Here is a 26,023-nt window from a genome sequence, read left to right as displayed (position 1 = left end):
TATATCTTTGTCAATGATATTTATCATTTATATTCTTGTCTCGAATATGGATTTGCATCCCATGCGCTCAGAGATTTCATGGCCGGCCTGCACGACAAGGTGCGTGAGCGGACGGATTCGGGCGGTTGTTATTCGCTGAACGGGTCCGACGACGGCGACCGAGGCGACGACTTGTCCGGAAAGATCGCGAATCGGCGCGGCGATCGAAGTTACACCTTCATGTAGCTGCTCCGACGCGATGGCAAATCCCTGCTTTCTGATTGTATTCAGCAGCGACAAAAATTCATCCGGGCGGGTAATCGTTTTCGGCGTCTTGCGGACCAATCCGCGCTCGATCACCCGGTTAACGGTCCGCTCATCCTGATAAGCCAGAATTAGCTGACCGGTTCCCGTGCAGTATGCGGGGTTTCGTTTTCCGCTGTGGGAAAGCAGTCGCACCGGATGGCTGCATTCGATTTTGTGGAGGTAAACGGTGTCTGTTTGGTCGAGAATGCCGATATGCGCGGTTTCGTTGGATTTGTTGACGAGCTCCTGCAGGATCGGCAAAGCCTCTCTGTAAAGCTTGATTTGCGCAGTGATCATTTTACCGAATGCCAGTATGGATGCTCCAAGTCTGTACATATTCGTCCTCGGATCTTTGACCACGAAGCCTTCGGCAACCAGCGTGTTGACCAGGCGGTGGGCCGTGCTGGCGGCCACGCCAAGCTTTTCCGCAATTTCGCTTAATCGGAGTTCAGGTTCGTCCATGGTGAACATTTTTAAGAGCTGCAGTGCGTTTTCGAGGGAGGAAGCTGAACTGGATAGTTGATCTTCTTTCATTTAATGACCTCCAAAGGGAATCAGCAAAATTCGCAATAGTGTTCCGCATAGAAGAAATAAATCCTTTTATATGATACAAATATAACATATCATATATTCGGATTGGTTGTAAGCGTTTATTTCAAGGAGGAATAGCCATTGATTACGGATGCCGTTTACGGGATTCAGGAGAAAAATATGAGAGCGCAGCAATTTCAAAAGCTGAATCAGCTTTTGGTGTTTACCTTGCAATTCAATGAATTTTACAAGGAGAAATTCAGCGGTCTGCGGCTGCCGATTCGTTCGGAGGAAGAGTTCGGAGCGATTCCTTTCACTTACAAAAAGGAGCTTTCCCAGGATCAGATTGAGAATCCGCCGTACGGCAGGAACCATACGTTCCCGGAATCCCGGTATGTCCGTTACCATCAGACTTCCGGAACGTCCGGAAGGCCGCTGAAGGTGCTGGATACGCAAGAGAGCTGGGACTGGTGGGGAAACTGCTGGTTGGAGGTTCTCAAATCTGCGGGGGTTACGAGCAGCGACCGGCTGTTTCTGGCCTTTTCCTTCGGCCCGTTCATCGGTTTTTGGTCGGCCTATGAGGCGGCAAAAAAAGCGGGGACGCTGGTGATTCCCGGCGGCGGGCAATCTTCGACGGAAAGGCTGAGCAGCATTATCGAGAACAAGGCGACGATCCTGCTGTGCACTCCGAGCTATGCGCTGCATTTGGCGGAAGTGGCGCAGCAAAAAAACATTGATATCGTCAATTCGCACATCCATACGATTGTAACGGCCGGCGAACCGGGTGGCTCCATTCCGTCCACGCGCAAGCAGATTGAGGAGCAGTGGGGAGCGAAATTGTTCGACCACTCCGGCATGACGGAAATGGGCGCCTATGGGTATTCGTGCTCGCAGCAGAATGGAATTCATGTCAACGAGGCCGAATTTATCGCGGAGGTGATTGATCCGGAAACGTTGGAGCCGGTTGCGGAGGGAGAGACGGGTGAGCTGGTGCTGACCAACCTCGGACGCTACGGGTTCCCCTTGATCCGCTACCGTACCGGGGATATGGTGAGACAATCGCACACGGTTTGCGCTTGCGGCAATCCTTACAAGCATCTTCCCGGCGGAATTATCGGCCGGGTGGACGATATGGTCATCGTTCGGGGCGTCAACATTTTCCCCCAGTCCATTGAAGCGATCGTCCGGGAGTTCCCGGAAATCAACGAATTCCGGATCGTGTATTATACAGTGGAAGAAATGACGCAGGTGAAGGTGCAAATCGAATCCTCCGCTTCCGTATCCAATGAATTGAAAGGGAAGCTGCGCGATCGTGTGGGCCTGCGCATCGATGTAGAAGAAATGGAACCGAACACGCTGCCGCGCTTCGAAATGAAGTCTCGCCGCGTACTCGACCAGCGCACCGTTAAATAGCGAAGTGGCGTCAGTTTGATAAAAAAGTTAAAGTGAATATTTAATCAAATGAGTTATGAAGGAAAAGGGAATGAGCACGTAAAGTTTAAGCTTACGCACCTGAAGCAGTTTTCTGCGAAAACTTTTACGCCTTTAAAACCGGGAATTAACCGCAAAAATCTAATCATTTTCCTGGTTTTAACAGCGATGAAGTGCCATCCCTTTTCTGAAATAACCACTTGCTGATAAATATTCACGGTGCTATCATCGGATGACGCCTATAAGCCGCAGTAGCCGAGCTTTTGGGAAATCTCGCGGCCTGCTTCCAAAACCGTCGCAGCGAAAAAGGGGATTTTGTCCGGGGTAATACGCTGTTTGGGACCGACAACACTGACTGAAGCAACCACATCGCCGGAATAATCGCGAATGGGCGATCCGATGCTGATGACGTCTTCATGTAGCTCGTCGATGCAAACAGCGTATCCTTGTTCCCGGATGGACTGCAGGTTCTCCTTGAATTGTGCGGGATCTGTTATCGTATTCGGCCCGTATGGAGTGAGACCGCTTTCGATAACGCTGTTGACGATGCTCTCGGGTTGATAAGCCAGAATCGATTTTCCTCCGCTTGTGCAGAAAGCGGGATTTCTTTTGCCGATATGGGACAGCAGACGGACGGGATGCCTGCATTCCACTTTATGCAGGTAGACGATATCGCTTCCCTCGAGCACGCAGACATGGCAGGCTTCTCCCAGTTTTTCGACGAGGATTTCGAGCGTCGGAATGGCTTCGCGATGAATCTCCATATGTGTCGTGATGACGCCGCAGAGCCCCAGGAGAGCAAGGCCGAGGCGGTATTTGTTGGAGTTCTGCGATTTCTCCAAAAATCCTTCCTTGGTCAGTGTAGATACCAGACGGTGGACTGAGCTTTTGCTCATCCCGAGCAGACGGGACATTTCCGTGACGCCAAGCTCGGCGCGTTCGCCGGAATATAACCGCAGAATATGCATGGCATTTTTGACGGAATGAATTTGATAATCCTTTTTGGCTGGTTCAGTCATCGTCATTCTCCTATCTTGAAAATTCACTTCCAATGAAAAATGAATTCTACTGAAAGCGGCCTTGAACTAACTTTCTGAAAATGAAAAAACCATCATGTAATCGGCCGCCCGGGCCATATGTTCAGTATGAAAGAAGTTTAAACTCTTATTTGGAACATATATAATATAGTATAAGTTTTCGGGAAGATCAATGCATGACGGAAGGATGTGAATCGGTGGTGCCCGATTTGAAAAACAAAGTCATCCTTGTGACCGGAGCGGGACGGGGCATTGGCAGAGGGATAGCGGAATATTGCTTGAATCAGGGCGCATCCGTCGTGATCGCCGAAATCGATCCGGATCGTGTGGCAGCGGCATCGAAAGCACTGTCACGCTATGAAAACAGAATTCTCGGGGTAACGGAAACGGTGTCCACCATGGAGGGGGCCTCGCGCACCGTCCAAGCGTCGGTCGAACGGTTCGGCCGGGTGGATGTATTGGTGAACAATGCGGCTCTGACGAAAGACCGCTCGATCATCAGGATGTCTGAACAGGAATTCGATGAGGTCATTGCAACAAATTTGAAAGGGGCATTCAACTGCACCAAATCGGTATTGCCGCAGATGCTTGAGCAGGGAGCGGGACGGATTATCAATATGACCGCCGTGTCCGGTTTTTCCGGGAATCCCGGACAGACGAATTACGCAGCGGCCAAGGGCGGGCTGATGGCCATGACATTAACCTGGAGCGCCGAGCTGAGCCGCAAGAATATTGCCGTCAATGCCGTCATACCGGCAGCGTGGACGGAAATGTCGGAGACGATTCCTACCGAAGGGCTGATTCAGGCGGTCGGCGAGGAGATGTACCGCAGGCTGCGTTCGCGCAAGCCCTCCCAAGTCGCTCCGCTGATTGGATTCCTGGCGTCTGACGCAGCGCGGGGAATTACCGGACAGTGCTTCAGCATCGCCGGCAGGGAGCTGGCCGTTTGGGGATTCGCCAGACCGGTTGTGCAAGCCGAAGCGCCGGATGAGGAGTGGACGATGGATTCCTTGGAAACGTTCGTGAAGGAAAAGAATAACCTTTGGCAAAAACCGGTTGAGCCGTTTATTTGAATTCAGATACTCGTAAGGGGGGATCGTCCGGACGGTGGACGGTATGCGGCCGGCAGAAAAAAAAGCGACCGATCAGGATCTTCTTGTCCTACGGTCGCTTTTGGTTTGTACCTGCGCGGTTGTCCTCGCGGTAACGGAAGTGGTCTTTTGCGGAGCGGTCCGTACGGCGGCTTGAGTGTGTGCGGGCTTGGGTACGGGAACGATTTTGATGCCGGTTGACTCGGGAACCGCAGCTGTCAATTCATTTGGTGCGGGGTCCCAATCCAGTTTTTCAAGCAGCTGTTCGCGCTCGGATTTCGCTTCGGGAAGCATGCCGGCGATTTGTTGAAATTCGGCGCGCGTATGGACGAACAGCTTGCCGGTCGACTGATTGTCGGGTGCCGAGTTTGCAGGCCCGTGGATCTCTGTGTCCCCGTTTGCCGTCAACCGGCTGTCCGCAGAAGAATTGTCGGCAGGGTTTTCGGCTTTCGCCAGCACACCGGCATCACTGTGGCTTTGTGACAGGTACAGAAATCCGGTGAAGGAAACGACACTGGAAAGGCCGATCAGCCATTTGGGCCACTTTTTTGCAGCCATCTTATTTCCCTCCCTTCATCATCCGGAAGGTTTGATTTTGCGGATTCCATTCAAGCGTATAACCCAGGCGTTCTGCGAGCAGGGTGAGCGGCACATAAAAATATCCGTTTTCCGACTGCGGTGCTATCGGGATGGAGCGTTTCTGCCCGTTGTCATAATAAACATTTTTTCCTGTGTGAAAAATCAGGTGATGGTCTGCAGTATATACTTCCAACAGGGCTCCGTCCTGATAGGCGAGATAAGGAATGTCCAGCGAATGAAGCACCTTTTCCGCAGCTACACGGATCTCTCCTTTATGCACGCGCAGCGTAAGGGTCAGAGGTTTATCCAGTCCGCTGATCTTCAGATGAACCGTTTGTCCGTCGACGAACTTGACGGCTGCCGGAGGCTCGGGAGTTTGAGCCGGTACTGGGGCGGGAGTCACGGTCGCGGGCGAATTTTGATTCACTGCGGGATTTTGATTTTGTTGATCGGCCGCTTGCTGCGAAGGAGTTTGATGGTGTTCTTCACTGTCGTCTTGATCCTCATCCCCATATTGATCTTCATCCTCATAATGCTCCTTAGCCTTATGGTATTCGTAATGTTCCGCCTCATATTCATGCTCGTTGCGGTCCGCAAGAACATAGCTGCTTTTGTACGCGGAATATGAGAAAACCAGAACAAACATCAGGAAAAACGCGATGGCTTTCAGCATAGCGTGTTTCACACAACTTCCTCCTTCAGGAAATCTTCAAGGACGCCTTATCGTCGATGCACCCCTGCCATCAAAACGGTGTCATGAAATGGCGGCATAGGGTGCCTATGTAAAGAAATGACGAATTCTATATAAAAGATACGGCTCATCCGCTGATATTCAGGGGGTGCAGAGCCTGTACAAACGCGCGAAACACCGAAAAAAACGATTTTTCGTCCGGAAAGCTCATTCATTTCCCCATAATTGATATATAATAGGAAAGAAACTGAATGGTTCGTCTTTACAGACTGAAGGGAGAATGCTGCTTGAAGGTGCGATTGGCGTATGGCAGGACCGGATTGGAAATAGAAGTGCCCGAACATTCCGTGGTGATCGAGCCACGGAATGTCGACGGATTGGCTGACGAAAAAGCCGGGTTCGTCGATGCGGTAAGGCGGCCGATTGGGACGCGGCCCTTGCGGGAAATGGTCAAACCGACGGATAAAGTGAGTATTGTCATCAGCGATATGACACGGCCCACGCCGAATCATAAATTGGTTCCTTGGCTGCTGGAGGAATTGGATTTCGTGCCGCGCCGAAATTTTGTCGTGGTCAACGGAACGGGAAGCCATCGCGACAATACGAGGGAAGAACTGGTTCAGATGCTCGGGGAAGATGTCGTCGATACCGTCAGGGTAATCAACAATAACGCATTTGACAAATCGACACAGGCGTTTCTCGGCAAAAGTCCCACAGGCGCGGAAATCTATTTGAACCGGGATTATATCGAAAGCGATTTCAAAATTGTGACGGGCTTCATCGAGCCCCATTTCTTCGCAGGGTTCAGCGGGGGACCTAAAGGAGTCATGCCGGGAATTGCCGGGATCGATACCATTCTGCCGTTTCATAATGCCCGCATGATCGGGCATCCAAACAGCACATGGGGATTGCTGGACGGCAATCCCGTACAGCAGGAGGCGGCGGATATCGCGCTTCGGTCGAATCCGGATTTCCTGTTGAACGTCACTCTGAACGGCAGCAAGGAAATCACCGGCTATTTTGCGGGCGATTTGATTCAGGCGCACAGGGCCGGCTGCGAGTTCGTACGGAAGCATTCCATGGCGGCCTGCGCACAGCCGTTCGATATTGTCATCACGACGAACAGCGGCTATCCGCTGGACCAAAATCTATATCAGGCGGTCAAGGGAATGAGCGCAGCCCAGAAAATCGTCAAACGGGGCGGTTCGATCATCAGCGCGGCGGAATGCAGCGACGGGCTTCCCAATCACGGAAATTACGCTAAAATCCTCAATATGAGAAAAAGTCCGAAGGAAATTCTGGAAATGATAGAAGATGAAGCATTCTCGATGTTCGACCAGTGGCAGGTGCAAAAGCAGGCGCTTGTGCAAATGTGGGCGGATGTATACGTTTATTCGAGCTTGAGCCGCGGGGAAGTCGAGCAGGCGATGTTTCATTATACGGATAATATTGAAAAAACGTTGAATGAGCTGCTGCGGAAATACGGGCCCGACGCTTCCGTCGGGGTGCTTCCGCTCGGTCCACTAACCATTCCTTACTTGACGGACGTGAAGGAGGGAGCAGAATGAAATTCGTGATCGCCCCCGATTCATACAAGGGAAGCTTGAGTGCGGTGGAGGTGGCCGAATGGATGGCCAAGGGAATCCGGGATGCCGTTCCGGATGCGGATATCGCGATCATCCCGCTGGCTGACGGCGGGGAAGGGACTGTCGATGCGATCATTCACGCCGCAGGAGGCACAATCCATGAAGAGGAAGTATTGGGTCCCCTCGGGGACACGGTTCCGGCGAAATACGGGATTTTGGCCGACGGTCTGACCGGGGTGATCGAAATGGCGGCGGCTTCCGGTTTAACCCTGGTTCCTCAGGAGCGTTTGAATCCGCTGAGGACAACGACGTACGGCACCGGCCAATTGATTAAAGCCGCGCTGGACAGGGGCTGCATTCGGATCATCATGGGCATTGGCGGCAGCGCGACCAATGACGGCGGCGTGGGGTTGGCCCAGGCGCTTGGCGCGCATTTCTACGATGATCAGGGAAGGGAGATCGGTTTCGGCGGCGGAGAATTGGCGAAGCTGCACACGATCGATTTGAAGTCAATCGATTCCCGGCTTGCAGCCTGTGAAATCGTGAGCGCTAGCGACGTCACGAATCCGCTGTGCGGCCCTCGCGGCGCTTCCGCAGTGTTCGGTCCGCAAAAGGGGGCGACGCCGCACATGGTTGAGGAGCTTGACCGGGGGCTTGCCCACTTGGCCGCGCGGGTAAAGGAGCAGCTGGGAATGGATATTCTCGATCTTAAAGGCGGCGGAGCAGCCGGTGGATTGGGAGCGGGATTGTCAGCTTTTCTGGGCGCGAAAATGCGCAGGGGAATTGACATTGTCCTGGAGATTACACGGTTCGATGAGCAGGTCCGCGATGCGGATTTCGTGTTCACGGGAGAAGGACGCACGGACGGACAGACCGCTTTCGGAAAAGCGCCGCTCGGTGTAGCCGTGGCTGCCAAAAAACACGGAAAGCCGGTAATTTGCATTTCCGGGGGGATTGGCGGGGATGTCAGCGGATTGTACAAGCTCGGAATCGACGTGGTCATCGGCGCCACTCAGGCTCCGATGACACTCGAGGAGGCTATGCGCGACGCCCCGGATTGGGTCCGGCATGCCGCACGCTCGGCAGCGAAAGCCTTGACGATTTCCGCCAGTTTTGCTTCCGGCGGCAATGGATCCACAAAGGAGACGGGGTAATGGACGTTACGCACACCTTTACGAAACGCGAAGAAATTGCCAATGCCGTGACACACGGTACAGGAGCTCTGCTGAGCGCTGCCGGCCTCGTTCTGTTAGTCGTGTTTTCCAGCTTGCAAGGCAGCGCTTGGCATGTGGAAGCCCCTGGTGCTGATTTTGCCTTTCGCGGGAACGGAACTGCTTGTTGCGGGAGGCATTTTTTATACGGCAGGCACGATCTTTTATATGTGGAGAGCTTTTCCGTATCATCATTCGGTTTGGCACCTGTTTGTCCTGCTGGGCTCTGCTGCCCATTTTTTTTTCGTTCTGCTGTATGTCCTGCCAATTCAAATCATGTAAGCGCCTAACTAAAATCCAAAATGAATTTTAATAAGAAAAAATATCGCTATTTATAACAAAAACTTATAAATAAACGTGGAATTTTCGCTGGTAGTTCAATTATTTTATTTCATTTTGAAATAAAGTGAAGTATAATAAAAGAAAGTCAGCTCATTGGGGAGACATACCATGCGAATTCGAACGGAATGGAAGCTGTTGTGGGACATTTTTATTTCTTTTCTAAAAATTAGTCCGGTAACCTTCGGCGGGGGGTATGCAATGCTGCCCGTCATCGAGCAAGAAGTGGTTGAAAAGCGCAAATGGCTGCATGCGGAAGAGATGAGCAACGTGATTTCGATTGCCGGTTCCGCTCCGGGAGGCATTGGTGTAAATGCAGCAGTGTTCATCGGCTATCGGTTGGCTTCGATTCTCGGCGCCATCGTGGCCACGATCGGCATCATGCTGCCGACTTTTCTGATCGTCTTGGCACTTATCTTATTTTTTCATCAAGTATCGGGCAATCCTAAAATTATCGCCGCCTTCGAGGGCATCCGCATGTCCATCGTCGCTTTGATCGCCTACGCCGGTGTCAGAATCGGCAAAACATCCCTGATTGACAAGACAACTGCGGTCATAGGAGGTGTGACAGTCGTCATCCTGCTGCTATCTTTCGTACAGCCGGTGCTGATGATTCCGTTGGGGGTTGTCGCGGGAGTGATCATCATGAAATTAAAAGAGAAGATTGGGGTTCCGGTGCTTTTGGAACAAAGCGAGGTTGCGAAGTACAAGGAAACCGTTGGCAGCCAACAGCCGATAAAGGTGAAGTCCGCGGAAAAAATGGTCCATCAGCAGAAGGATGTCTATTTCGGGGATGGGATTTGAAGTTTCGGTTTTCTGCTGAACAACTACGACGAAATTGAGGGGGCAGGGTCAGCTTGCTATTACAATTATTTTGGAGCTTTTTTAAAATTGGATTTATCTCTTTCGGCGGCGGCTATGCCATGATACCCGTGATTGAACATGAAGTGAAAACCCATCATTGGATGAATTCCACCGATTTCGCCAATGCGATTGCACTTGCCGGCATGGCTCCCGGACCGATCGCCGCCAACAGCGCTGTCTATGTCGGTTACGCTGTAGACGGACTGACGGGAGCCATTGTGGCCACGGTGGGGATGGTTCTTCCTTCGCTGCTGCTGGTGATTCTGGCGGCGGCTTTCTTCATTAAGATTCATCGGCATCGGCTGGTCAAAGCCGTTTTTTATGGGCTGCGGCCTGTTGTTTTTGGCCTTATTTTATTTGCCGCGATTAATCTCGCTTGGGGTTATTTCCGGTCCAGCGGCTGGTCATCGCATTCCTGGATCGCAGTCGGTATATTGGTTGTCGGCTACGTGGCTTTGGCCCGCTACAAAGTGCATCCGCTTGTCGTGATTCTGGTATCCGGACTTGCGGGAGCGGCGTTTTTCAGTTAAATTGAACACGTAAACTTTTTTAAATCGAAATAGTGTCGGGAGATCGTATGATTGATGTTCAAAGCAGAATTCCCAGTCGGAAGACAAAAGAAGTATATGGGATGATCCGTCGTCAAGGAACCGTATCCAAGCAGGATTTGAAAGAGCAAAGCACCCTCACCGTCAGTACGCTGACCCGGGTGTTGGAGGAATTGGTTGAACTCGGTTTGATTCTGGAGGTCGGATACGGTGAATCGACCGGCGGAAGAAGACCGATTCTGTACAGGATCAATCCGACATATGCTTATGTGTTCGGATTGGACATTTCGCGAACGTATTCGAAACTGGTGCTGTGCGACTTGGATCTTCGTAAAAAGGATGAGAAAAGGTGGAAAATGTCCGATCGGATGACTCCCGAAATGCTGATCGAAGAAGTGCTCTCAGCGGCCAGGAACATGCTGGACCGGCATCAAATTTCCATTCTTTCAATCCTGGGTATGGGCGTTGGAGCGGTGGGCCCGTTGGATCGGTCGCGCGGCTTGATTCTCGATCCCCGGTTTTTTCCCGCCCCCGGATGGAACCAGGTGCAAATCCGCGCACTGCTGGAAGCGAAACTGGACATTCCCGTTTTTCTGGACAATGGAGTCAATACGGCTATTCTTGGAGAGTATTGGAAGGATTCGGTTAACCGGTACCAGCACCTGCTTTACATTCATGCAGGTGTGGGGCTCCGTCTATCGATGATTTCCGAAGGTAAAATCGTTCACGGAGCGGTGGATGTCGAGGGGTCGGCAGGTCAGATGATCATTCAGGCTGACGGACTTCCACACCGGGACCCGGACGGCAATTACGGCTCCTGGGAATCGTATGCGTCCCTGTATGCCATGGAACAACGGGCCCGATCCTTGCTCAAGCAGGGGCGTGAAAGCCTGTTGTCCTCCATGGTAAACAACGGGGACGAAGTGACATACGCGATGCTGGTTCAGGCATTGAAGGAGAAGGATGCGCTCGCGCTTGAAATTGTCACGCAAGCGGCTACCTATTTCGGTATCGGTCTGGCCAATCTGCTGAATATCCTTCACCCCGAAAAGGTGATTTTGGGCGGCCCCCTCCATACCGACGATGAACTTTTTTTTCAGGTGGCCACCCGGGTTGCCATTCAAAAAACGTATCAATACCCATCCTATCAGGTTGTATTTGCCAACAGCAGTCTGGGGGAAGATGGTGTGGCGATTGGAGCTTCCGTTATGGTGACCAATCAATTGGCCGAATAATGAATTTTCATGCAAGAAATTTTTTCAGCTGGCTCACACGACCTTGGGAAATGCCTAATATTTCGGCCAGTTCTTTTTGGCTCGCTTCGGGGTGCTTGTGAATTTCGGCTCGAAGTCTTTCAATCATGAACTCGGACTTTTGCCGTTTTTTCTTGCGTGTCCCGAAGCCCGCATTCGTTTTTTCGCGATCCGTATTGACGGCTTCATCCAAGCAATCCACACAGATAAATTGATTTTTGAAAAGCACAACGGCGCTGCCGGTTCGATTGCAAAACAGGCATGTCGACAGCGGCCTGTATTTGCGCATCATAATGGCACCGTTTCCAAGAAAAAATTCGATCGAATCGCCAAATCCGATTCCAAGCAGTCTTCGCATTTCAATTGGCAGCACGACTCGGCCGAGCTCATCCAATTCTCTCACAATTCCGATAGTTCTTGAGGACATGGTTGCACCTCCCGATAAAAACACTAAAATTAATTATATCATACATAATTGGTAAATGTTATGCATTTTTTGCCGGAGATTTTCTCGGGCGTTTTTTGTTTTTCCATTTTGTGATACATTAATGAAAGCGGGAGCGTCGCAGAAATCAATGCCTCTGGATCAAGAAATGATAGAATAGTTGGAGAAATATTTAGTTGCCAGCACATAAAAGGACAGGAGAGAACGCGGTTATGGACCATATATTGCAAAATTCAGGCATCCTTCCGGTGAAAATTGACCTTCCTTTCCGCTTGAATCACGTCAATTGTTTTCTAGCGGAAGGCGAAACCGGTTGGACGATTATTGACACCGGCTTGCATAATGCTTCCTCGGCAGAAGCCTGGGACGCCCATCTGGACGGAAAAGAACTGACACGGATCGTTTTGACCCATTACCATCCGGATCACATCGGGTATGCAGGCACTCTTCAAGCCAAAACGGGGGCTAGAGTGCAAATGACGCAAACCGACACGAAAACAATGAACTTATTTTGGTCGAATGATTTTTACGAGATGATGTTAGGCAATTATTTCAGCTACGGGGTCGATGAGGCGACAGCGCACAGATTAATCGATTATACGCGGAATTTTTCCAATACGGTTATGCCTCTCCCGAAAATCGACGAATATTTGCATGAGGGCGACCGCATCGTATTCGGCCGATATGAGTATGAATTGTTTCGCGCGCCCGGGCATGCGGACGGGATGATCTGCCTGTTCGACCGCGACAATGGCATTCTGCTGTCCGCCGATCACATTTTGCCACGGATTACGCCGAATATTTCATACTGGTTCTTTGGAGAGCAAAATCCGTTGAAAGTGTATATGGACTCACTCGAACGATTCAAAGGTTTGAATGCGGAATACGTCATACCTTCCCATGGGCAGCCGTTTCAAAACGCCAATCGGCGGATTGACGAAATCATCGGACATCATGACAAACGATTGGACCAAGCGCTGGAAATCGTGAATAACGGAAAATCGACCGTGTTTGAGATATGTTTGTCCATGTTCGGCAGCCGATTGACCGATCATGAAATCCGCTTCGCGATTGGTGAAACGATCGCCCATCTGGAGTTTTTGGCGGAACGCGGGGAATGCCGAAAGGACAAGGACGGCGGCAAATGGATTTATAAAAAAGCTTGATGACGCAAACGGGCCCGATGGTTTGTGGAAAAGCTCAAGGAAGAATACACAGGAAGGGAAGAAGTAAAATGAGCGCAAACTTGCTGAAGGTGCTGTCCGAAGAAAAAATCGTCGCGATCATCCGCGGGATCGAAGCTGACGCGGGGGATGCCACAGCCGAAGCGCTGGCTGATGGAGGCATACGTCTGCTCGAGGTTACGATGAATACGGAAGGTGCGTTGCGGATGATCAGCCGATTCCGGGAAAATTACGGTTCCCGGATGCGCGTCGGGGCTGGGACGGTGCTGAATTTGAAGATGGCCAAGAAAGCCGTTCAAGCCGGTGCGGAGTATATCATTTCCCCGAATTTGGATGAGCGGGTTATTGAATACGCGCTTCGCAAGGGGGTTGACGTTTGGCCGGGGACGATGACTCCGACGGAAATCGTCAGGGCTTTTGAGGCCGGGGCGCAAGCCGTCAAGGTGTTCCCGATGGGATCGCTGGGCATCAATTATCTGAAGGAAATCAGAGCTCCGCTGGATCATATTCCGATGATTGCTACCGGCGGAGTCAACTTGCAGAATATCGGAGATTTTCTCAATACCGGGATTCTTGGGGTCGGTTTGGGGAGCAATCTGGTAAACAAAAAACTGATTGCGGAACGAAGATTTGCCGAACTGACCGAGCTTGCCCGGAGCTTTGTGGAGGCAGCCCAGGGGGGGAAAAGGGCATGACCGGGGAGAAAACGATAGATGTGGTCACAATCGGGGAGAGCATGGTGCTCCTGCAGCCGATGACCGAAGGCCCGCTGAAATACAGTCCCCTGTTCACCCGCTCGATTGCCGGCGCGGAATCGAACGTCGCGCTCGGACTGACGCGGTTGGGAAAGAAAGTGCGCTGGATCAGCAGGCTCGGCATCGATCCGTTCGGGGAGATGATCGAGTCGACGCTGGCCGGAGAGGGCGTCGACACCTCTTGCGTGCTGAAGGACCCCGAAGCACCCACTGCAATCTACTTCAAGGAATTTAAGGGCTACGGCGATCCGAACGTTTTTTACTACCGCCGCGGTTCGGCGGCCAGCAGACTCGCTCCCCGGGATATTCAGCCGGAATGGTTTGACGGAGCCAGGCATCTGCATGTTACCGGTATCACGCCAGCATTAGGGGAGCAGACGGCGGATGCGGTGCGGACGGCGATGAAGACGGCCCGGGAGCGGGGACTGACCGTTTCCTTTGATCCGAACCTTCGGCGCAAGCTGTGGAAGGAAGAAACGGCCCGGAGCGTACTGCTTTCGCTGATTCCCTTGTGCGATGTGTTTCTTCCCGGTTTGGAGGAGGCGGAATTTTTGCTGGGACCCAAGACAGAGGAGCAATACGGAGACCATTTTTTGAATATGGGCCCCGGGGTGATTGCCCTGAAGCTGGGAGAGCGGGGCTCGGTCGGGTTTGCGGAAGGCCTGCGCTGCCGTGCGGAACCGTACAAGGTATCCAAAATTGTCGATACCGTTGGGGCGGGGGATGCTTTTGCCACTGGATTTTTGTCGGTTTTGCTGGACCGGGAGCAGCCGTTGGAGCCTTCCGGACTGTCAAAGACACTGCCCGAGGCATTGCTCAGGGCCAATATCATGGGCGCGCTGGCCACCCAATACAAAGGCGATTGGGAAGGGCTGCCCACACTTTCGGAAATAGAACGGATCCAATCCGGCAAACAGGGAATTACAAGGTGAGCCGCTGCATGCCTAATGCGGCAAATCACCTAGCTAGGAGTCTGTCCGACGGAAGACTCCTAGATAAACGATACAAGGACGTGATGGCAAAGATGGATATTCCGAAAATCTCAGCCCGAAAAATTTATGAGGAGATCACCGAGCACATTAAGCAGGAGATTATGTCCGGCAGCTTGAGTCCGGGAGAAAAACTGCCTTCTACCAAAGAGTTGTCCGAAAGGTTTGCAGTGGGACGTTCGACTACGCGGGAGGCGTTAAGCGCCTTAAAAGCGATGGGTCTGATTGAGATCCGCCAAGGGGAAGGGTGTTATGTCCGCAGGATTGAACCGAAGGATGTGGATATTCCCGTCTTTTCACTGCTGATGAGCAAGGAAACGATTCTGGAGCTTTTGGAGGCCCGCAAATCTCTGGAAGTTGCCAATGCGGCCATGGCCGCGGTCAAACGGACGGACGAAGACCTGCGGCAGTTTGCGGAAATCCTGGATCGGATGGGCAGTCATTTGGGGGATGAAGAAGTGGGCGAACACACCGATCTTCGATTTCACCAGACGCTGGCCGGAGCCACACACAACTCGATTATGGTCAGGCTGCTGAATTCGATTTCGGAACAGATGCAGGATTCGATCCGCGGCGCCAGAAGAACCATGATGTATGCCGACCTGTCGGAAGCCGAGACGTTGCATCAACAGCATTTGGCCATTTTTGAGGCGGTGCGCGTTCGCGATGAAGAACAGGCGAGACATCGGATGCGGGAGCATCTGGATCATGTGGAATCGGTGCTGAAAGCGTCCTTGAAGAATTCACAATGAATTGATTTTGGCGGAAGTGAATTTTCAAGATAGAAATCTCTTTGCATTTTTTAACATATCTGATAACCTGATAAATAGACGGCGATTATTTCAGAAAGTAGGGAATCGGATGAAAGTCTCTTTGTTTATTACCTGCCTTTGCGACGGGGTTTATCCCCGGGTGGGAGAAGCGATGAGCCGGCTGCTTGCGCGTTACGGAGTTCAGCTTCATTTTCCGGAGGCCCAGACCTGCTGCGGCCAGCCCGCTTTCAACAGCGGCTACTGGGATGAAGCGAAGGCTTCGGCGCGGGTATTGCTGAAGTCATTTGACGACAGCGATTTTGTCGTGGCTCCTTCGGGATCATGCACCGGCATGATTCATCATTACTATGAAAAATTATTCGAGGACGAGCCGGAATACCGGGATATGGCGGAACGGCTGGCTGGCAAAATTTATGAATTCTCGCAATTTCTTGTCGGCGTTCTGGGCGTAGAGGATTTGGGGGCAGAGTATCCGCACAAGATCACCTATCATCCATCCTGCCACGGCAGCCGTCTGCTCGGGGTCAAGGAGGAACCGTTGAAGCTCTTGAATCATGTCAAGGGTCTGGAATTGGTGCCGCTCCCCTTTGCCGAGGACTGCTGCGGCTTTGGCGGAACGTTCGCCGTAAAGATGTCTGATATCTCCGGGGCGATGGTTTCGGAAAAAGTCGAGCATGTGCTGGAGACGGAGGCGGAAGTGCTGGTCGGCCTGGATATGGGCTGCCTGATGAACATTTCCGGCAACCTGCGTTTTCGCGGAAAGCCCGTTAAGGTGATGCATTTGGCGGAGCTGCTGTATGAAGGGGTGAAATCGAAACGATGAGTCAACCACAGGACGGTACTGTTAAAGATCGGGCGAAGGCTGCGCTGAATAACGAGTTTTTGCGTAATGCGGTGAAATATACTACTGAAAAGCTGAAAAGCGGCAAAAAAGCGGCCTCCGAGGAACATGGGAACTGGGAGGTATGGCGGGAGAGAGGGCGGCAAATCCGACTTCATACGATCGCTCATTTGGATTATTATCTGACCCAATTTGCCGAGAACGCCCGCGCCCGGGGGGCGCATGTTCATTTTGCCGCCAACGCCGGGGAGGCGGCGGAAATCACGCTGGACATCGCGGCGCGCAAAGCGGCCAAATCGGTCGTCAAATCCAAATCGATGGTCTCCGAGGAAGTCCATATCAACCGTGCGCTGGAGGGGATCGGTGTCGAGGCGGTTGAAACCGATTTGGGCGAATATATTATTCAGCTGGCATCGGAAACCCCTTCGCACATCATCATTCCGGCCATTCACAAAAACAAGAAGCAGATTGCCGAGCTCTTGTCCAAGGAGGCCGGCGAGGAGCTTCCGCCGGATACGGCGGTGCTGGCGGGATTTGCCCGGAGAAAATTGCGGCAGAAGTTTCTGGAAGCCGACATCGGGATGACCGGCTGCAATTTCGCGATTGCCGAATCCGGATCGATTGTGCTGTTTGAAAATGAAGGAAACGCCCGGATGGTCAGCACCGTTCCGCGTACGCAGATTACGCTGATGGGAATGGAACGGATCATCCCTTCGTTCCCCGATCTGGAAGTGATGGCGACTTTGCTGCCGCGTTCGGCAACGGGCCAAAAGCTGACCGTCTATATGTCGCCGATTACCGGACCCAGAAGGGAAAAGGACGGCGACGGTCCCGAGGAAATGCACATCATCATCATCGACAACGGCCGCTCCGGCCAGTTGGGAGATCCGGAATTTCAGGAGCTGCTCAACTGTATTCGCTGCGGAGCGTGCCTCAATGCGTGTCCGGTATACCGGCAAATCGGCGGGCATTCCTACGGCAGCGTATACAGCGGTCCGATCGGAGCCGTGCTTACTCCGGCCCTCAACAAGAACGTGGCCGAATGGGATGATATCGCCAACGCATCCAGCTTATGCGGAGCATGCCATGAAGCGTGCCCGGTGAAAATTCCGCTGCATGATATGCTGGTCTATTTGCGGCATCGGAAAGTCCTGCACGGATCGACGGCAGCCGGAGAGAAGCTCGGAATGAAAGGCTTTCAATATGTCATGTCCGATCACAAGCGTCTTCGCGCCGCGCTGCGGTTCGGAAAGCTCGGACAAAAGCTGCTGGTCCGAGACGGTATGATCAAGGAGAAGATCGGGCCGCTGAAGGGATGGAACAGCTATCGTTTCGCCCCCGCCCTGCCGGAGCAATCGTTCCGCGACTCCTGGGGGACCCTGGAGCATGAAATCCGGCTGGAGCTGAAGGCGATGGATTCCCGTGTCGAGGCGCGCATGAAAGAAATCCGATCGGCCAACCGGAAAGGAGAGTGACCCATGATTGATTTTTCCAAACAGCAGCAGTTTATAAACAATATTTCACAGCGCCTGGGACGGCCCTTTCCGTCCGCACCGCCTGCCCACCCGTTCAAGGGGGCCCCGGATTATTGGAAGTCCTTCGATCTTCCGTTGGAGGAACGCATTGCCCTGCTGATGGAAAATTGGCGAAAATCGGGCGGGGAAGCCCGCCGGTTTGCAGATTTAACATCTGCGCGAGCATTTATCGCAGAAGTGTCGCGAAGCATGAAAGCCCGCTATTTCGTCCGCTATGATCACGAAATGCTGAATGAACTTGCCTTGGAGGCTCTTCTGCCGGACGGGACGGAGATGACCGTTTGGAATCCTTTGAAGCTGGAGCAGCTGAAGCGGAAAGCGGCGGAAGCGGATATCGGAATTATTGTGGCGGATTATGCGGTTGCCTATACGGGTTCGGTTGTGGTGGCCTCCAGCGAAACAAAGGGGAGATCGGTAAGTCTCCTGCCTGCCGCAGTGATGATGATCGTACCTGCGGAGGTCATTCGCACCCGTCTTGGAGAAGTCATGGAACAAATCAGCGCGATGCCGGGCGAGAGCATGCCTGCCGGCATTCACTTCATATCCGGCCCGAGCCGTTCGGCCGATATTGAGAATGATCTGACAATCGGCGTTCACGGCCCGGGAATCGTCTATTTGCTGATAATCGGGTGAAGCTTAACCCGATATGCGGATTTGGGAAGGGGCGTCCTTTCCGATATTCTCGCGAATGAAGGACACGACGGTCCGGATCTCCGTTCCCGGAGGGAATATGGCGGAGATCCCCATTTCCCGCAATTTCGGAATATCCTCTTCGGGGATGATGCCGCCGCAGATGACAGGCATGTCCGGCCGCTTCTGCCGCAGCAGCCGCATCACCTCGGGAAACCAGGACATATGCGCGCCTGACAAAGACGACAGTCCGACCAAGTCGACCCGATTGCGAACGGCCATCTCGACAATCTGCTCGGGCGTTTTCCGGAGGCCGGAATAAAGGACATGCATGCCTGCCTCCATGAGTCCCCGGGCGATCACGAGCGCTCCCCGCGTGTGGCCGTCTAGCCCCGGTTTGGCGATCAGTATGCGGATCGGTTGTTTCATTGTATTTCCTCCTCGCTATCTCAAAAATTTGATATGGCATGGAATGTCTAAAAACAATTCAATGTAAACTCTTCAAGAGTGCCTGTTTCCTCGTATTCTCCGAAAACTTCGCGGAGCACCCTGCAAATTTCGCCCAGTGTGGCATAGGCCTTGACCGCATCGATCAAAGCCGGCATGAGGTTAGCATCTCCCATTGCGGCTTTTTTCAATGCGGCCAAAGCGGCCTCCACTTGCCTGCCGTTTCGTTCGCTGCGCAAGCGGGCAAGCTCCTGCTTCCGCCATTGGCCAAGCTGGGGGTGGACGAAAAACCGTCCGGGCTTCACTTGCTCATCGGTCTGATACCGATTGATCCCGACTATCGTTTGCTCTCCACGCTCAATGGCCGTTTGGGTTTCGTAGGCGGCATGGTGGATTTCCCGCTGAATGTACCCCGTTTCGACAGCGCGCAGGGCTCCTCCAATTTGATCGATTGTGTCGATGTATTCGGCTGCGCGTTGTTCGATTTCATCCGTCAGCGACTCGATATAGTAGGAGCCGGCCAGCGGATCGACCGTATCGGCAATTCCGCTTTCGAACGCGAGGATTTGCTGAGTCCGTAATGCGATGGCTGCGGACGCTTCGGTGGGTAGACCGAGCGCTTCATCCCGGGCATTCGTGTGCAGGCTTTGGGTTCCGCCCAAAACGGCGGCCAACGCCTGAAGCGTCACCCGGACAATGTTGTTGTCCGGCTGCCGCGCCGTGAGGGCGGAACCGCCCGTCTGCGCGTGGAACCGCAGCTGCATCGATTTCGGATTCCGCGCGCCGAAGCGATCTTTCATGATGCGGGACCAAAGACGTCGGGCCGCGCGGAATTTGGCGATTTCCTCGAACAGATGGAGCTGCGCGTTAAAGAAAAAGGAGATGCGGGGCGCGATCCGGTCGATCTTTAGCCCTTTTGCTGCGGCGGCTTCCAGATAAGCGATGGCGTTGCTGAAAGTGAAGGCCAGCTCCTGAACGGCTGTGGCCCCCGCCTCCCGCATATGGTAGCCGCTGATGCTGATCGGGTTCCATTGAGGCAGGAACCGGCTGCAGTATTCCAGCACATCGACGGTCAGCCTCATGGAGGGTGCCGGAGGGAATATATAGGTTCCGCGAACGGTGAATTCTTTCAGAATATCGTTCTGCAAAGTGCCGGAAAGCTTGCCGGGATCGATTCCCCGTTTTTCCGCAGCGGTCGCGTACATGGCGAGCAGAACGGCGGCAGGCGAGTTGATCGTCATCGATGTGCTTACCCGATCAAGCGGTATGTCCTGCAGCAGAATCTCCATATCCTTCAGCGATGCGATCGATACCCCCACCTTTCCCACCTCCCCGCAAGCCAGGGGTTGATCGGGATCGTAACCGATTTGGGTGGGCAAATCAAAGGCCAGCGACAATCCGGTCTGCCCCTGCTCCAGCAGAAACCGGAGCCGGCGGTTTGTTTCTTCCGCCGTTCCGAATCCGGCATACTGGCGTACGGTCCATAACCGGGAACGGTACATGGAAGGATGGATTCCGCGGGTATAAGGAAATTGCCCGGGCAATCCGATACGAACCGCATCCTTGTCCGGCTTTACATCCTCTGCAAGATACAGGCGCTTGACGGAAATGGCGGAAGGGGTGAAAAAAGCGGGCTTTCGCTCATCAATCGGTTTCATGATGCACCCCCATGGTGGGTTTGACAGCTTCCACCAGCGCCTGCTCCTCTACGGATATGCGTTTTTTGAGCAGCAGGGCATTCAATACGGTGACGACGGAAGCGGTAAAATAGGCTTGAAAAACGAGCGGCAGCATGGCAAGCTCGATGGTTACTACGAGATAATTCGGGTGGCGAAAATACCGGTAGGGTCCTTTGCGCACCGGCTCCATTCCGGGAACCACAAAGATCCGCGTGTTCCAAAAAGCGCCGAGGGCGGACATGCACCAAACTCTTAACGCCTGAGCGCAAACGAACAATCCGAAGGGGAGAAGCCACCAATCAGCCAGGGTCCGGCCCAGGGCGTTCCGCCACAGGACTTCGGCCGTCATGCCGAGGAAGAACAGCGAATGAAGTCCGACAAAATATTTGTAATGATCCGCACCGGTTTCATAGCCGCCTTGAGCCTTGATCCGTTCACCGTTGCGTTTGGCAATCAGCAGTTCAACGGCTCTTTGCAGAACGACAATGCCGGTAATCATGAAGAAAAAACCGAGCATGCTGAATCACTCCATTCTCAGTGTCATACCCACTCGAACAAGAGCATTTCCGAGCTGAAGCCCGGACCCAACGCTCCGATAATGCCGTATTGGATTTGAGGGTCCGCAGGGCCGGAACGAAATCCGTCTGAGGCGCTTGCGAACGTAGAGTGAACCGGCGGCCAGCCCGCTGAGAAGCCTTTGGGCGCAGAATGGGCGGAATAGGGCATATCAGCTCCGGAGAAGCTTTCAACGAGCGCATAATCGAGCCGCTCTGCGAATGTGAGATTCCGCCGGCTCGCGATGGGAGCTGGCGCCCCGGAGTTCTTCAGACGCCATGCTTCCTGCAGCACGAAAAAAACGGTGGCCGACGACATATTGCCGTATTGACGCAGCACGGTTTCCGAAGGATGGAGGGCTTCCGCCGGCAGATGAAGCGATTCCCGATAAGCCTGAAGCACCTTCATGCCCCCCGGATGCAGGATGTAGGACTCCACATTCGGCAGCGCCAAGCCGCTTTTTTTCAATAAAGCTTCGACATTGCCGTACATTTCTTTTTGAATGATCGACGGGATGTCCCGTGAAAAAATGACCTTCAGTCCCCGACCTGTCACTTCCCATCCCATCACATCCAGCGTATCTGGCCAAATCGTGCTCTGCGTTTGCAAAATTCGCGGTCCCCGCACCGATCCGCGGGAAAAAACGCGGTTCCTGTTGAAAGCGGCAGTCTCTTCCGTCTCTCCAAGGACAAGCGCAGCCGCAGCCCCATCGGCAAACAGGGAGGTCGCTACGAAATTGCTTTTGGACAGGTCGTCATTCAGGAACGTCAGTGAACACAGCTCGACGCTGACGACCAGACAGCGGTGCGACGGAAAGGCTTTTACATAATCGGCGGCTCTTGAAAGACTTGCTGCGCCGCCGGCACAGCCCAATCCCCAAATCGGCGTACGCTTGATATGCGGATTGAACCCCATCCGGTTGAACAGAAGCGCGTCAATGCTCGGGGTTGCCGTTCCTGTCGTGGAGACGAAAATGATATGGTCCACATCCGCGAATCCGATGTCCGTCTGTTCAAGACAGGCACGAATTGCTTGCTCGGCAAGCTCGGCGGCATGTTCGACATACAGCCGATGCTTTTCGTCCGGCGTATGCGTTTGTTGAAACCACTCTGCAGCCACACAAAAATGGCGTTTTTCAATATTGCCGTGATCAAATATGGAAATCAGCCGATCGATGCCGGGAAAAATGTCTTTGAACATATCATAAACGACGGCGCGAATTTCTTTTTGGGACATGACATGCTTCGGAACCGCCGTTCCGACGGATGCAATATGGGGCAAACCGCTCACCTCGGATTTTTCGATGTGTGAATACTCGTTCACTTTATTTTGTATATTTATTCTCAAATTATGCAGAATAATCTGTAATCCGCGCAACATTCGTCTTAAATTCGTCGGGAAAAGGTGGAAACTATGTTTAAATGGATCAGTAATCTGATTAGAAGCGTCGCTAACGAAACCGTGGATAAAGCGATCGAGCGGATGGCGAGGGACCAGTATACGGAAAATTTGTTTGAAATCATTCCGGTCGCCAAGAAAGTCGGCACGATCTCTTTGATGGAAATTGTCATGCGCACTCAGCAAGGGAAACCCCCTTCCAGACCTTTGGGCAGTCACCTGCGGTTTTCCCCGTGGGAAAAGCTGCTTTTCAATCCCGTTCATCTGTTCCGTTTCCCTACGCCGGATGATACACGTATATCCACGTCTGTTACCATCGGGAGGAATGCAAAAAAACCGCTGACGATTTCCATTCCCGTGATGATTGCAGCCATGTCTTATGGGGGCGCGCTCAGCAAAAACGCAAAAATCGCATTGGCCCAAGCCGCATCGCGAATCGGCACGGCCACCAATACGGGAGAAGCGGGATTGATGGAGGAGGAGCGGGAGGCGGCCTCATTGCTGATCGGGCAGTACAACCGCGGAGGCTGGTTGAACCGTCCGGATCAATACTCCCGTCTGGACGCGGTGGAAATTCAGCTTGGACAAGGTGCGCAGGGTTCGTCGCCGCAAAGGACGGAGGCGAATAACATCGGCGCGGAATTCCGCGAGGTGTTCGGCATTCCCGAAGGGGAGGATGCGGTCATCCACTCCCGTTTGCCCGGAGTGGACACCAAGGAGCAGTTTGTGGAGCTTGTCGGACGTTTGAAGGAGGAGACGAGGGTTCCCGTCGGTCTCAAAATCGCCGCCACTCACCACCTTGAGAAAGAGCTTCAGATCGCATTGGAGGCAGGCGTGGATTTCATCACCGTGGACGGCGCAGAAGGCGGCACACACGGTGCAGCCCCGTCTTTGGAGGATGATCTCGGGCTTCCGACGATGTTTGCCGTTTCCAGAGCAGCCAAATTTCTGGCCCGGAAGAAGGCGGATAAGGATGTAAGCCTGATCGCGACGGGGGGCCTGGTGACTCCTGGCGACTGGATGAAGGCGCTGGCGTTAGGCGCAGACGCCGTTTATATCGGCACGGCCGCCGTCATGGCGCTCGTGGGCGATCAAGCGGCCCGTTCCATGCCGTTTGAGCCGCCGACAAGTCTCGCGGTTTACAATGCCAAAATGACCGATCAGCTGGATGTGGAGCGGAGCGCATCCAATCTGTACAATTACTTGAGCGCTTCCGTCCAGGAAATGGAGCTGGTCTGTTATTCGCTGGGCAAAACGAGCTTGAGCGATTTAACGGCTTCCGACTTGTGTTCATTGGATCCGTTCATATCAAGAGCAATCGGGGTCGAGCTTGGATTTGTGTCGCCCGAAGATCAGAGCGGATATTTCGACGGGCTGCTGAATTTCCCCACGACTGATCTGCCGGATGATGGGGTTCATCCGGAGCGGCAAACCGAGCGGCAAATTCATTGACGAATTTCAAGAAATAAGAGCTTACCATTAATTGGACCTGTCCCGCAGGTCCTTTTCATGCTAAACTCTTAAAAGCCGAAACTTTAGCTTCAATGGAATTCATTGTCTGAAGTGCGGGGGAATTTTTTCAGGGATCTGAACTGATCCCAGGGGTGAACCACTTTCGCAAGTGCAGGGTGTCTCCTTTACCCGAACCCGTCAACTAACCTCGCAGGCTGAAAGAATAAGGAGGGCAGCATGAATTTGAATTGGAAAAAAATAAAAGTCTCTGCTTTGTCTCTATCGCTCGGTTTGTTTCTGTTTGGCGCGGCAGCACCTGTTCATGCCGCATCCTACCAGGCAACGGATGACGATACGTTCTGGAAATTGTCGGTAAGGTACAATATTCCGCTGCGTGAATTGATGCAGGCCAATCCACAAGTCGATCCCTACAATATTTACAAAGGGCTGACCCTGAACATTCCCGGCAGAAATATTCCGGCAGGCCGGCAAAATCCTCAAGGCGCCACAGCCAAGCTATCCAACGCGCGAACCATCTATGTCACGGCTACGGCCTATTCGGCATCCCCGGAAGAAAACGGACCATGGGGGGCCGTGGACTACTTCGGCAATCCGCTGAAATTGGGTACCATCGCGGTGGATCCTTCCGTGATCCCATTAGGCTCGAAAGTCTATATAACGGGATACGATCATGACATCCTGCCGTCAGGCGGAATGGTCGCTTATGCGAAGGATGCGGGCAGCGCGATCAAAGGTAACCGCATCGATATTTTCATCCCCGGCCAAACGAATGCGCGCGGCTTCGGCATCCAGAACCTCACATTAACGATCCTCAAATAAGCCGGAAACCGGGCTATCGATCAGCGAAGCCGGACAACTCAGACGGGTTGCCCGGCTTTTTCCGTCCCTGGCCTATTTTTGTTTAGGGATGTGCAGCAATTCCGGGACGGTGACGAAGCGGTATCCCCGGCTGCGCAGGGTGACAATGATGTGCGGCAGCGAATTGACCGTGCCCGACAGGTTCTGGCCACCCCCCCCGCCGGCATGTTCCAGAATAATGGATCCGGGCTGGACCGCCCTCAGGATGTTGCCGGACACTTGCGCGGGGCTCAGCTGCTTCCAATCCAACGAATCCACATTCCAGAAGATGACCACGAAGCCGGCGGCCCCGGCCCATTTCAATTGCTTCTCGTTGATTGCTCCGTAGGGCGTGCGCAGCAGCTTCGGAGCATATCCGGCCGACGGCTTGATGGCGGACTGGGTACTCAGCACCTGCTGCTGAAACTGATACAGCGATCCCCACGAAAGCTCCCTATGGCTGTAAGTATGGTTTCCGACGACGTGCTTCTCCTTCACCATGCGCCTGACCAAATCCGGCCTTGCTTTGGCCCGCCAACCCACGACAAAGAACGTGGCCCTGACATCATATTTCTTGAGAATGTCGAGAATTTTTGCGGTATATTGATCATCCGGACCATCATCAAAGGTTAAAGCGACTTGCTTCAGGCTGTCCGATCCTTTGACCTTGAAATATTCCGGGTAATCTTTGGCAAGCTCGGCCAGCGTTCCGGACCTTTCTGCCGTGTTTACAGGCCGCTTGTCATCGACTGACGGCTTTACAACCCCGCCGATCCCGTATATATATCGCTGCTTGGCTGCGAACGCGGGTCCGCAAGCATTGGGGAAAATCGTTGCAAAAACCATGCAGAAGATGATCACAGCCGGGATCTTGTTGCGCATTTTTTTCCTCCGTTTTTTTCTTTGCTTTTAGCATGGACGGATTCTTCTCTTTTTACCACATTACAAAACATAAGTTTCAATGAAACTTTGCTGCTTGGATAGTCTAAATGGGGAACACTGTTTTTTTAGTCGCAACATTGATAAAATGATAACC

At 53.0% G+C, this 26,023-nt stretch carries 26 protein-coding genes, 1 pseudogene and 1 riboswitch; of the genes and pseudogenes, 17 read left to right on the top strand and 10 right to left on the bottom strand.

Annotation, left to right across the window (positions count from 1 at the left end; translation table 11 throughout):
• Positions 1-27: 27 nt before the first annotated feature.
• Positions 28-819 carry an IclR family transcriptional regulator gene (locus VF724_RS07635; protein ID WP_371753640.1) on the bottom strand — a complete coding sequence of 264 codons (792 nt, stop codon included), beginning with the start codon at positions 817-819 and terminating at the stop codon, positions 28-30.
• Positions 820-957: 138 nt separating this feature from the next.
• Between VF724_RS07635 and VF724_RS07630 the strand changes: the two genes are divergently transcribed.
• Positions 958-2,229 carry a phenylacetate--CoA ligase family protein gene (locus tag VF724_RS07630; protein WP_371753639.1) on the top strand — a complete coding sequence of 424 codons (1,272 nt, stop codon included), beginning with the start codon at positions 958-960 and terminating at the stop codon, positions 2,227-2,229.
• Between the two features lie 257 nt (positions 2,230-2,486).
• Here VF724_RS07630 and VF724_RS07625 read toward each other — a convergent pair whose 3' ends face one another.
• On the bottom strand, positions 2,487-3,266 hold the full coding sequence (locus VF724_RS07625; protein WP_371753638.1) for an IclR family transcriptional regulator: 780 nt from the start codon (positions 3,264-3,266) through the stop codon (positions 2,487-2,489).
• Positions 3,267-3,460: 194 nt separating this feature from the next.
• On the opposite strand from VF724_RS07625, the gene VF724_RS07620 reads away from it, so the two are divergent.
• Positions 3,461-4,357 carry an SDR family NAD(P)-dependent oxidoreductase gene (locus VF724_RS07620; RefSeq protein WP_371753637.1) on the top strand — a complete coding sequence of 299 codons (897 nt, stop codon included), beginning with the start codon at positions 3,461-3,463 and terminating at the stop codon, positions 4,355-4,357.
• A 72-nt stretch (positions 4,358-4,429) separates the two neighbouring features.
• Here VF724_RS07620 and VF724_RS07615 read toward each other — a convergent pair whose 3' ends face one another.
• Together VF724_RS07615 and VF724_RS07610 are read right to left on the bottom strand one after the other, a co-directional pair.
• Positions 4,430-4,933 carry a hypothetical protein gene (locus tag VF724_RS07615; RefSeq protein ID WP_371753636.1) on the bottom strand — a complete coding sequence of 168 codons (504 nt, stop codon included), beginning with the start codon at positions 4,931-4,933 and terminating at the stop codon, positions 4,430-4,432.
• A gap of 1 nt (position 4,934) precedes the next feature.
• Positions 4,935-5,639 (bottom strand): stalk domain-containing protein, encoded by a 705-nt coding sequence (locus tag VF724_RS07610; RefSeq protein ID WP_371753635.1) that lies wholly within the window; start codon positions 5,637-5,639, stop codon positions 4,935-4,937.
• 293 nt (positions 5,640-5,932) lie between these two features.
• Between VF724_RS07610 and larA the strand changes: the two genes are divergently transcribed.
• The 6 genes and pseudogenes from larA to VF724_RS07580 all read left to right on the top strand — a co-directional run bounded on the left by larA (position 5,933) and on the right by VF724_RS07580 (position 11,428).
• Positions 5,933-7,213, top strand: coding sequence for a nickel-dependent lactate racemase (gene larA, locus VF724_RS07605; protein WP_371753634.1), 1,281 nt, complete (start codon positions 5,933-5,935; stop codon positions 7,211-7,213).
• Positions 7,210-8,385, top strand: a complete 1,176-nt coding sequence (locus VF724_RS07600) for a glycerate kinase (protein WP_371753633.1) — start codon at positions 7,210-7,212, stop codon at positions 8,383-8,385. Before larA ends, VF724_RS07600 begins: the two co-directional genes overlap by 4 nt.
• Positions 8,385-8,724 (top strand): annotated as a pseudogene (locus VF724_RS07595) (AdipoR/hemolysin III family protein). The gene VF724_RS07600 and the pseudogene VF724_RS07595 overlap by 1 nt, the downstream one beginning before the upstream one ends.
• Before the next feature lie 168 nt (positions 8,725-8,892).
• Positions 8,893-9,585, top strand: coding sequence for a chromate transporter (locus tag VF724_RS07590; RefSeq protein WP_371753632.1), 693 nt, complete (start codon positions 8,893-8,895; stop codon positions 9,583-9,585).
• A 53-nt stretch (positions 9,586-9,638) separates the two neighbouring features.
• Positions 9,639-10,175: a chromate transporter gene (locus tag VF724_RS07585; RefSeq protein ID WP_371753631.1), complete on the top strand. Its 537-nt coding sequence runs from the start codon at positions 9,639-9,641 to the stop codon at positions 10,173-10,175.
• 101 nt (positions 10,176-10,276) lie between these two features.
• Positions 10,277-11,428 carry an ROK family protein gene (locus VF724_RS07580; protein WP_371753630.1) on the top strand — a complete coding sequence of 384 codons (1,152 nt, stop codon included), beginning with the start codon at positions 10,277-10,279 and terminating at the stop codon, positions 11,426-11,428.
• A 7-nt stretch (positions 11,429-11,435) separates the two neighbouring features.
• Here the strand turns inward: VF724_RS07580 and VF724_RS07575 are convergent, their stop codons facing one another.
• Positions 11,436-11,873: an AbrB/MazE/SpoVT family DNA-binding domain-containing protein gene (locus VF724_RS07575; RefSeq protein ID WP_371753629.1), complete on the bottom strand. Its 438-nt coding sequence runs from the start codon at positions 11,871-11,873 to the stop codon at positions 11,436-11,438.
• Between the two features lie 230 nt (positions 11,874-12,103).
• On the opposite strand from VF724_RS07575, the gene VF724_RS07570 reads away from it, so the two are divergent.
• From VF724_RS07570 to VF724_RS07540, 7 genes are all read left to right on the top strand, one after another.
• Entirely contained in the window at positions 12,104-13,057 is a 954-nt protein-coding gene (locus VF724_RS07570; protein ID WP_371753628.1) for an MBL fold metallo-hydrolase, read from the top strand.
• Positions 13,058-13,125: 68 nt separating this feature from the next.
• Positions 13,126-13,770, top strand: a complete 645-nt coding sequence (locus VF724_RS07565; protein WP_371753627.1) for a bifunctional 4-hydroxy-2-oxoglutarate aldolase/2-dehydro-3-deoxy-phosphogluconate aldolase — start codon at positions 13,126-13,128, stop codon at positions 13,768-13,770.
• Positions 13,767-14,762 (top strand): sugar kinase, encoded by a 996-nt coding sequence (locus VF724_RS07560; protein ID WP_371753626.1) that lies wholly within the window; start codon positions 13,767-13,769, stop codon positions 14,760-14,762. Before VF724_RS07565 ends, VF724_RS07560 begins: the two co-directional genes overlap by 4 nt.
• Positions 14,763-14,854: 92 nt before the next feature.
• Entirely contained in the window at positions 14,855-15,571 is a 717-nt protein-coding gene (locus tag VF724_RS07555) for a FadR/GntR family transcriptional regulator (RefSeq protein ID WP_371753625.1), read from the top strand.
• A gap of 109 nt (positions 15,572-15,680) precedes the next feature.
• Positions 15,681-16,415 (top strand): (Fe-S)-binding protein, encoded by a 735-nt coding sequence (locus VF724_RS07550; protein WP_371753624.1) that lies wholly within the window; start codon positions 15,681-15,683, stop codon positions 16,413-16,415.
• Complete coding sequence (locus VF724_RS07545; RefSeq protein ID WP_371753623.1) at positions 16,412-17,908, top strand: LutB/LldF family L-lactate oxidation iron-sulfur protein; 1,497 nt, start codon at positions 16,412-16,414, stop codon at positions 17,906-17,908. The genes VF724_RS07550 and VF724_RS07545 overlap by 4 nt, the downstream gene beginning before the upstream one ends.
• Positions 17,909-17,911: 3 nt before the next feature.
• Entirely contained in the window at positions 17,912-18,601 is a 690-nt protein-coding gene (locus tag VF724_RS07540; RefSeq protein WP_371753622.1) for a LutC/YkgG family protein, read from the top strand.
• A 3-nt stretch (positions 18,602-18,604) separates the two neighbouring features.
• Here VF724_RS07540 and VF724_RS07535 read toward each other — a convergent pair whose 3' ends face one another.
• The 4 genes from VF724_RS07535 to VF724_RS07520 are packed head-to-tail and all read right to left on the bottom strand — an operon-like array spanning position 18,605 to position 22,560.
• Positions 18,605-19,027: a cobalamin B12-binding domain-containing protein gene (locus VF724_RS07535; RefSeq protein WP_371753621.1), complete on the bottom strand. Its 423-nt coding sequence runs from the start codon at positions 19,025-19,027 to the stop codon at positions 18,605-18,607.
• Between the two features lie 47 nt (positions 19,028-19,074).
• Positions 19,075-20,703 (bottom strand): acyl-CoA mutase large subunit family protein, encoded by a 1,629-nt coding sequence (locus tag VF724_RS07530; RefSeq protein WP_371753620.1) that lies wholly within the window; start codon positions 20,701-20,703, stop codon positions 19,075-19,077.
• A complete protein-coding gene (locus VF724_RS07525) occupies positions 20,690-21,241 on the bottom strand; it encodes an isoprenylcysteine carboxyl methyltransferase family protein (RefSeq protein ID WP_371753619.1) in 552 nt (183 codons plus the stop codon). The genes VF724_RS07530 and VF724_RS07525 overlap by 14 nt, the downstream gene beginning before the upstream one ends.
• Positions 21,242-21,264: 23 nt before the next feature.
• On the bottom strand, positions 21,265-22,560 hold the full coding sequence (locus VF724_RS07520; RefSeq protein ID WP_371753618.1) for a type III polyketide synthase: 1,296 nt from the start codon (positions 22,558-22,560) through the stop codon (positions 21,265-21,267).
• A gap of 132 nt (positions 22,561-22,692) precedes the next feature.
• Between VF724_RS07520 and VF724_RS07515 the strand changes: the two genes are divergently transcribed.
• Both VF724_RS07515 and VF724_RS07510 read left to right on the top strand, forming a co-directional pair.
• Complete coding sequence (locus VF724_RS07515) at positions 22,693-24,129, top strand: FMN-binding glutamate synthase family protein (RefSeq protein ID WP_371753617.1); 1,437 nt, start codon at positions 22,693-22,695, stop codon at positions 24,127-24,129.
• Between the two features lie 63 nt (positions 24,130-24,192).
• Positions 24,193-24,362, top strand: a riboswitch (cyclic di-AMP (ydaO/yuaA leader).
• Positions 24,363-24,366: 4 nt separating this feature from the next.
• Positions 24,367-24,969 (top strand): 3D domain-containing protein, encoded by a 603-nt coding sequence (locus tag VF724_RS07510; protein ID WP_371753616.1) that lies wholly within the window; start codon positions 24,367-24,369, stop codon positions 24,967-24,969.
• Between the two features lie 72 nt (positions 24,970-25,041).
• Here VF724_RS07510 and VF724_RS07505 read toward each other — a convergent pair whose 3' ends face one another.
• On the bottom strand, positions 25,042-25,869 hold the full coding sequence (locus VF724_RS07505; RefSeq protein ID WP_371753615.1) for a polysaccharide deacetylase family protein: 828 nt from the start codon (positions 25,867-25,869) through the stop codon (positions 25,042-25,044).
• Between the last annotated feature and the right edge of the window lie 154 nt (positions 25,870-26,023).

Source organism: Ferviditalea candida (genome assembly GCF_035282765.1).
In the GTDB taxonomy this organism is placed as follows: domain Bacteria; phylum Bacillota; class Bacilli; order Paenibacillales; family KCTC-25726; genus Ferviditalea; species Ferviditalea candida.
This window is presented reverse-complemented; position numbering and strand designations above follow the sequence as displayed.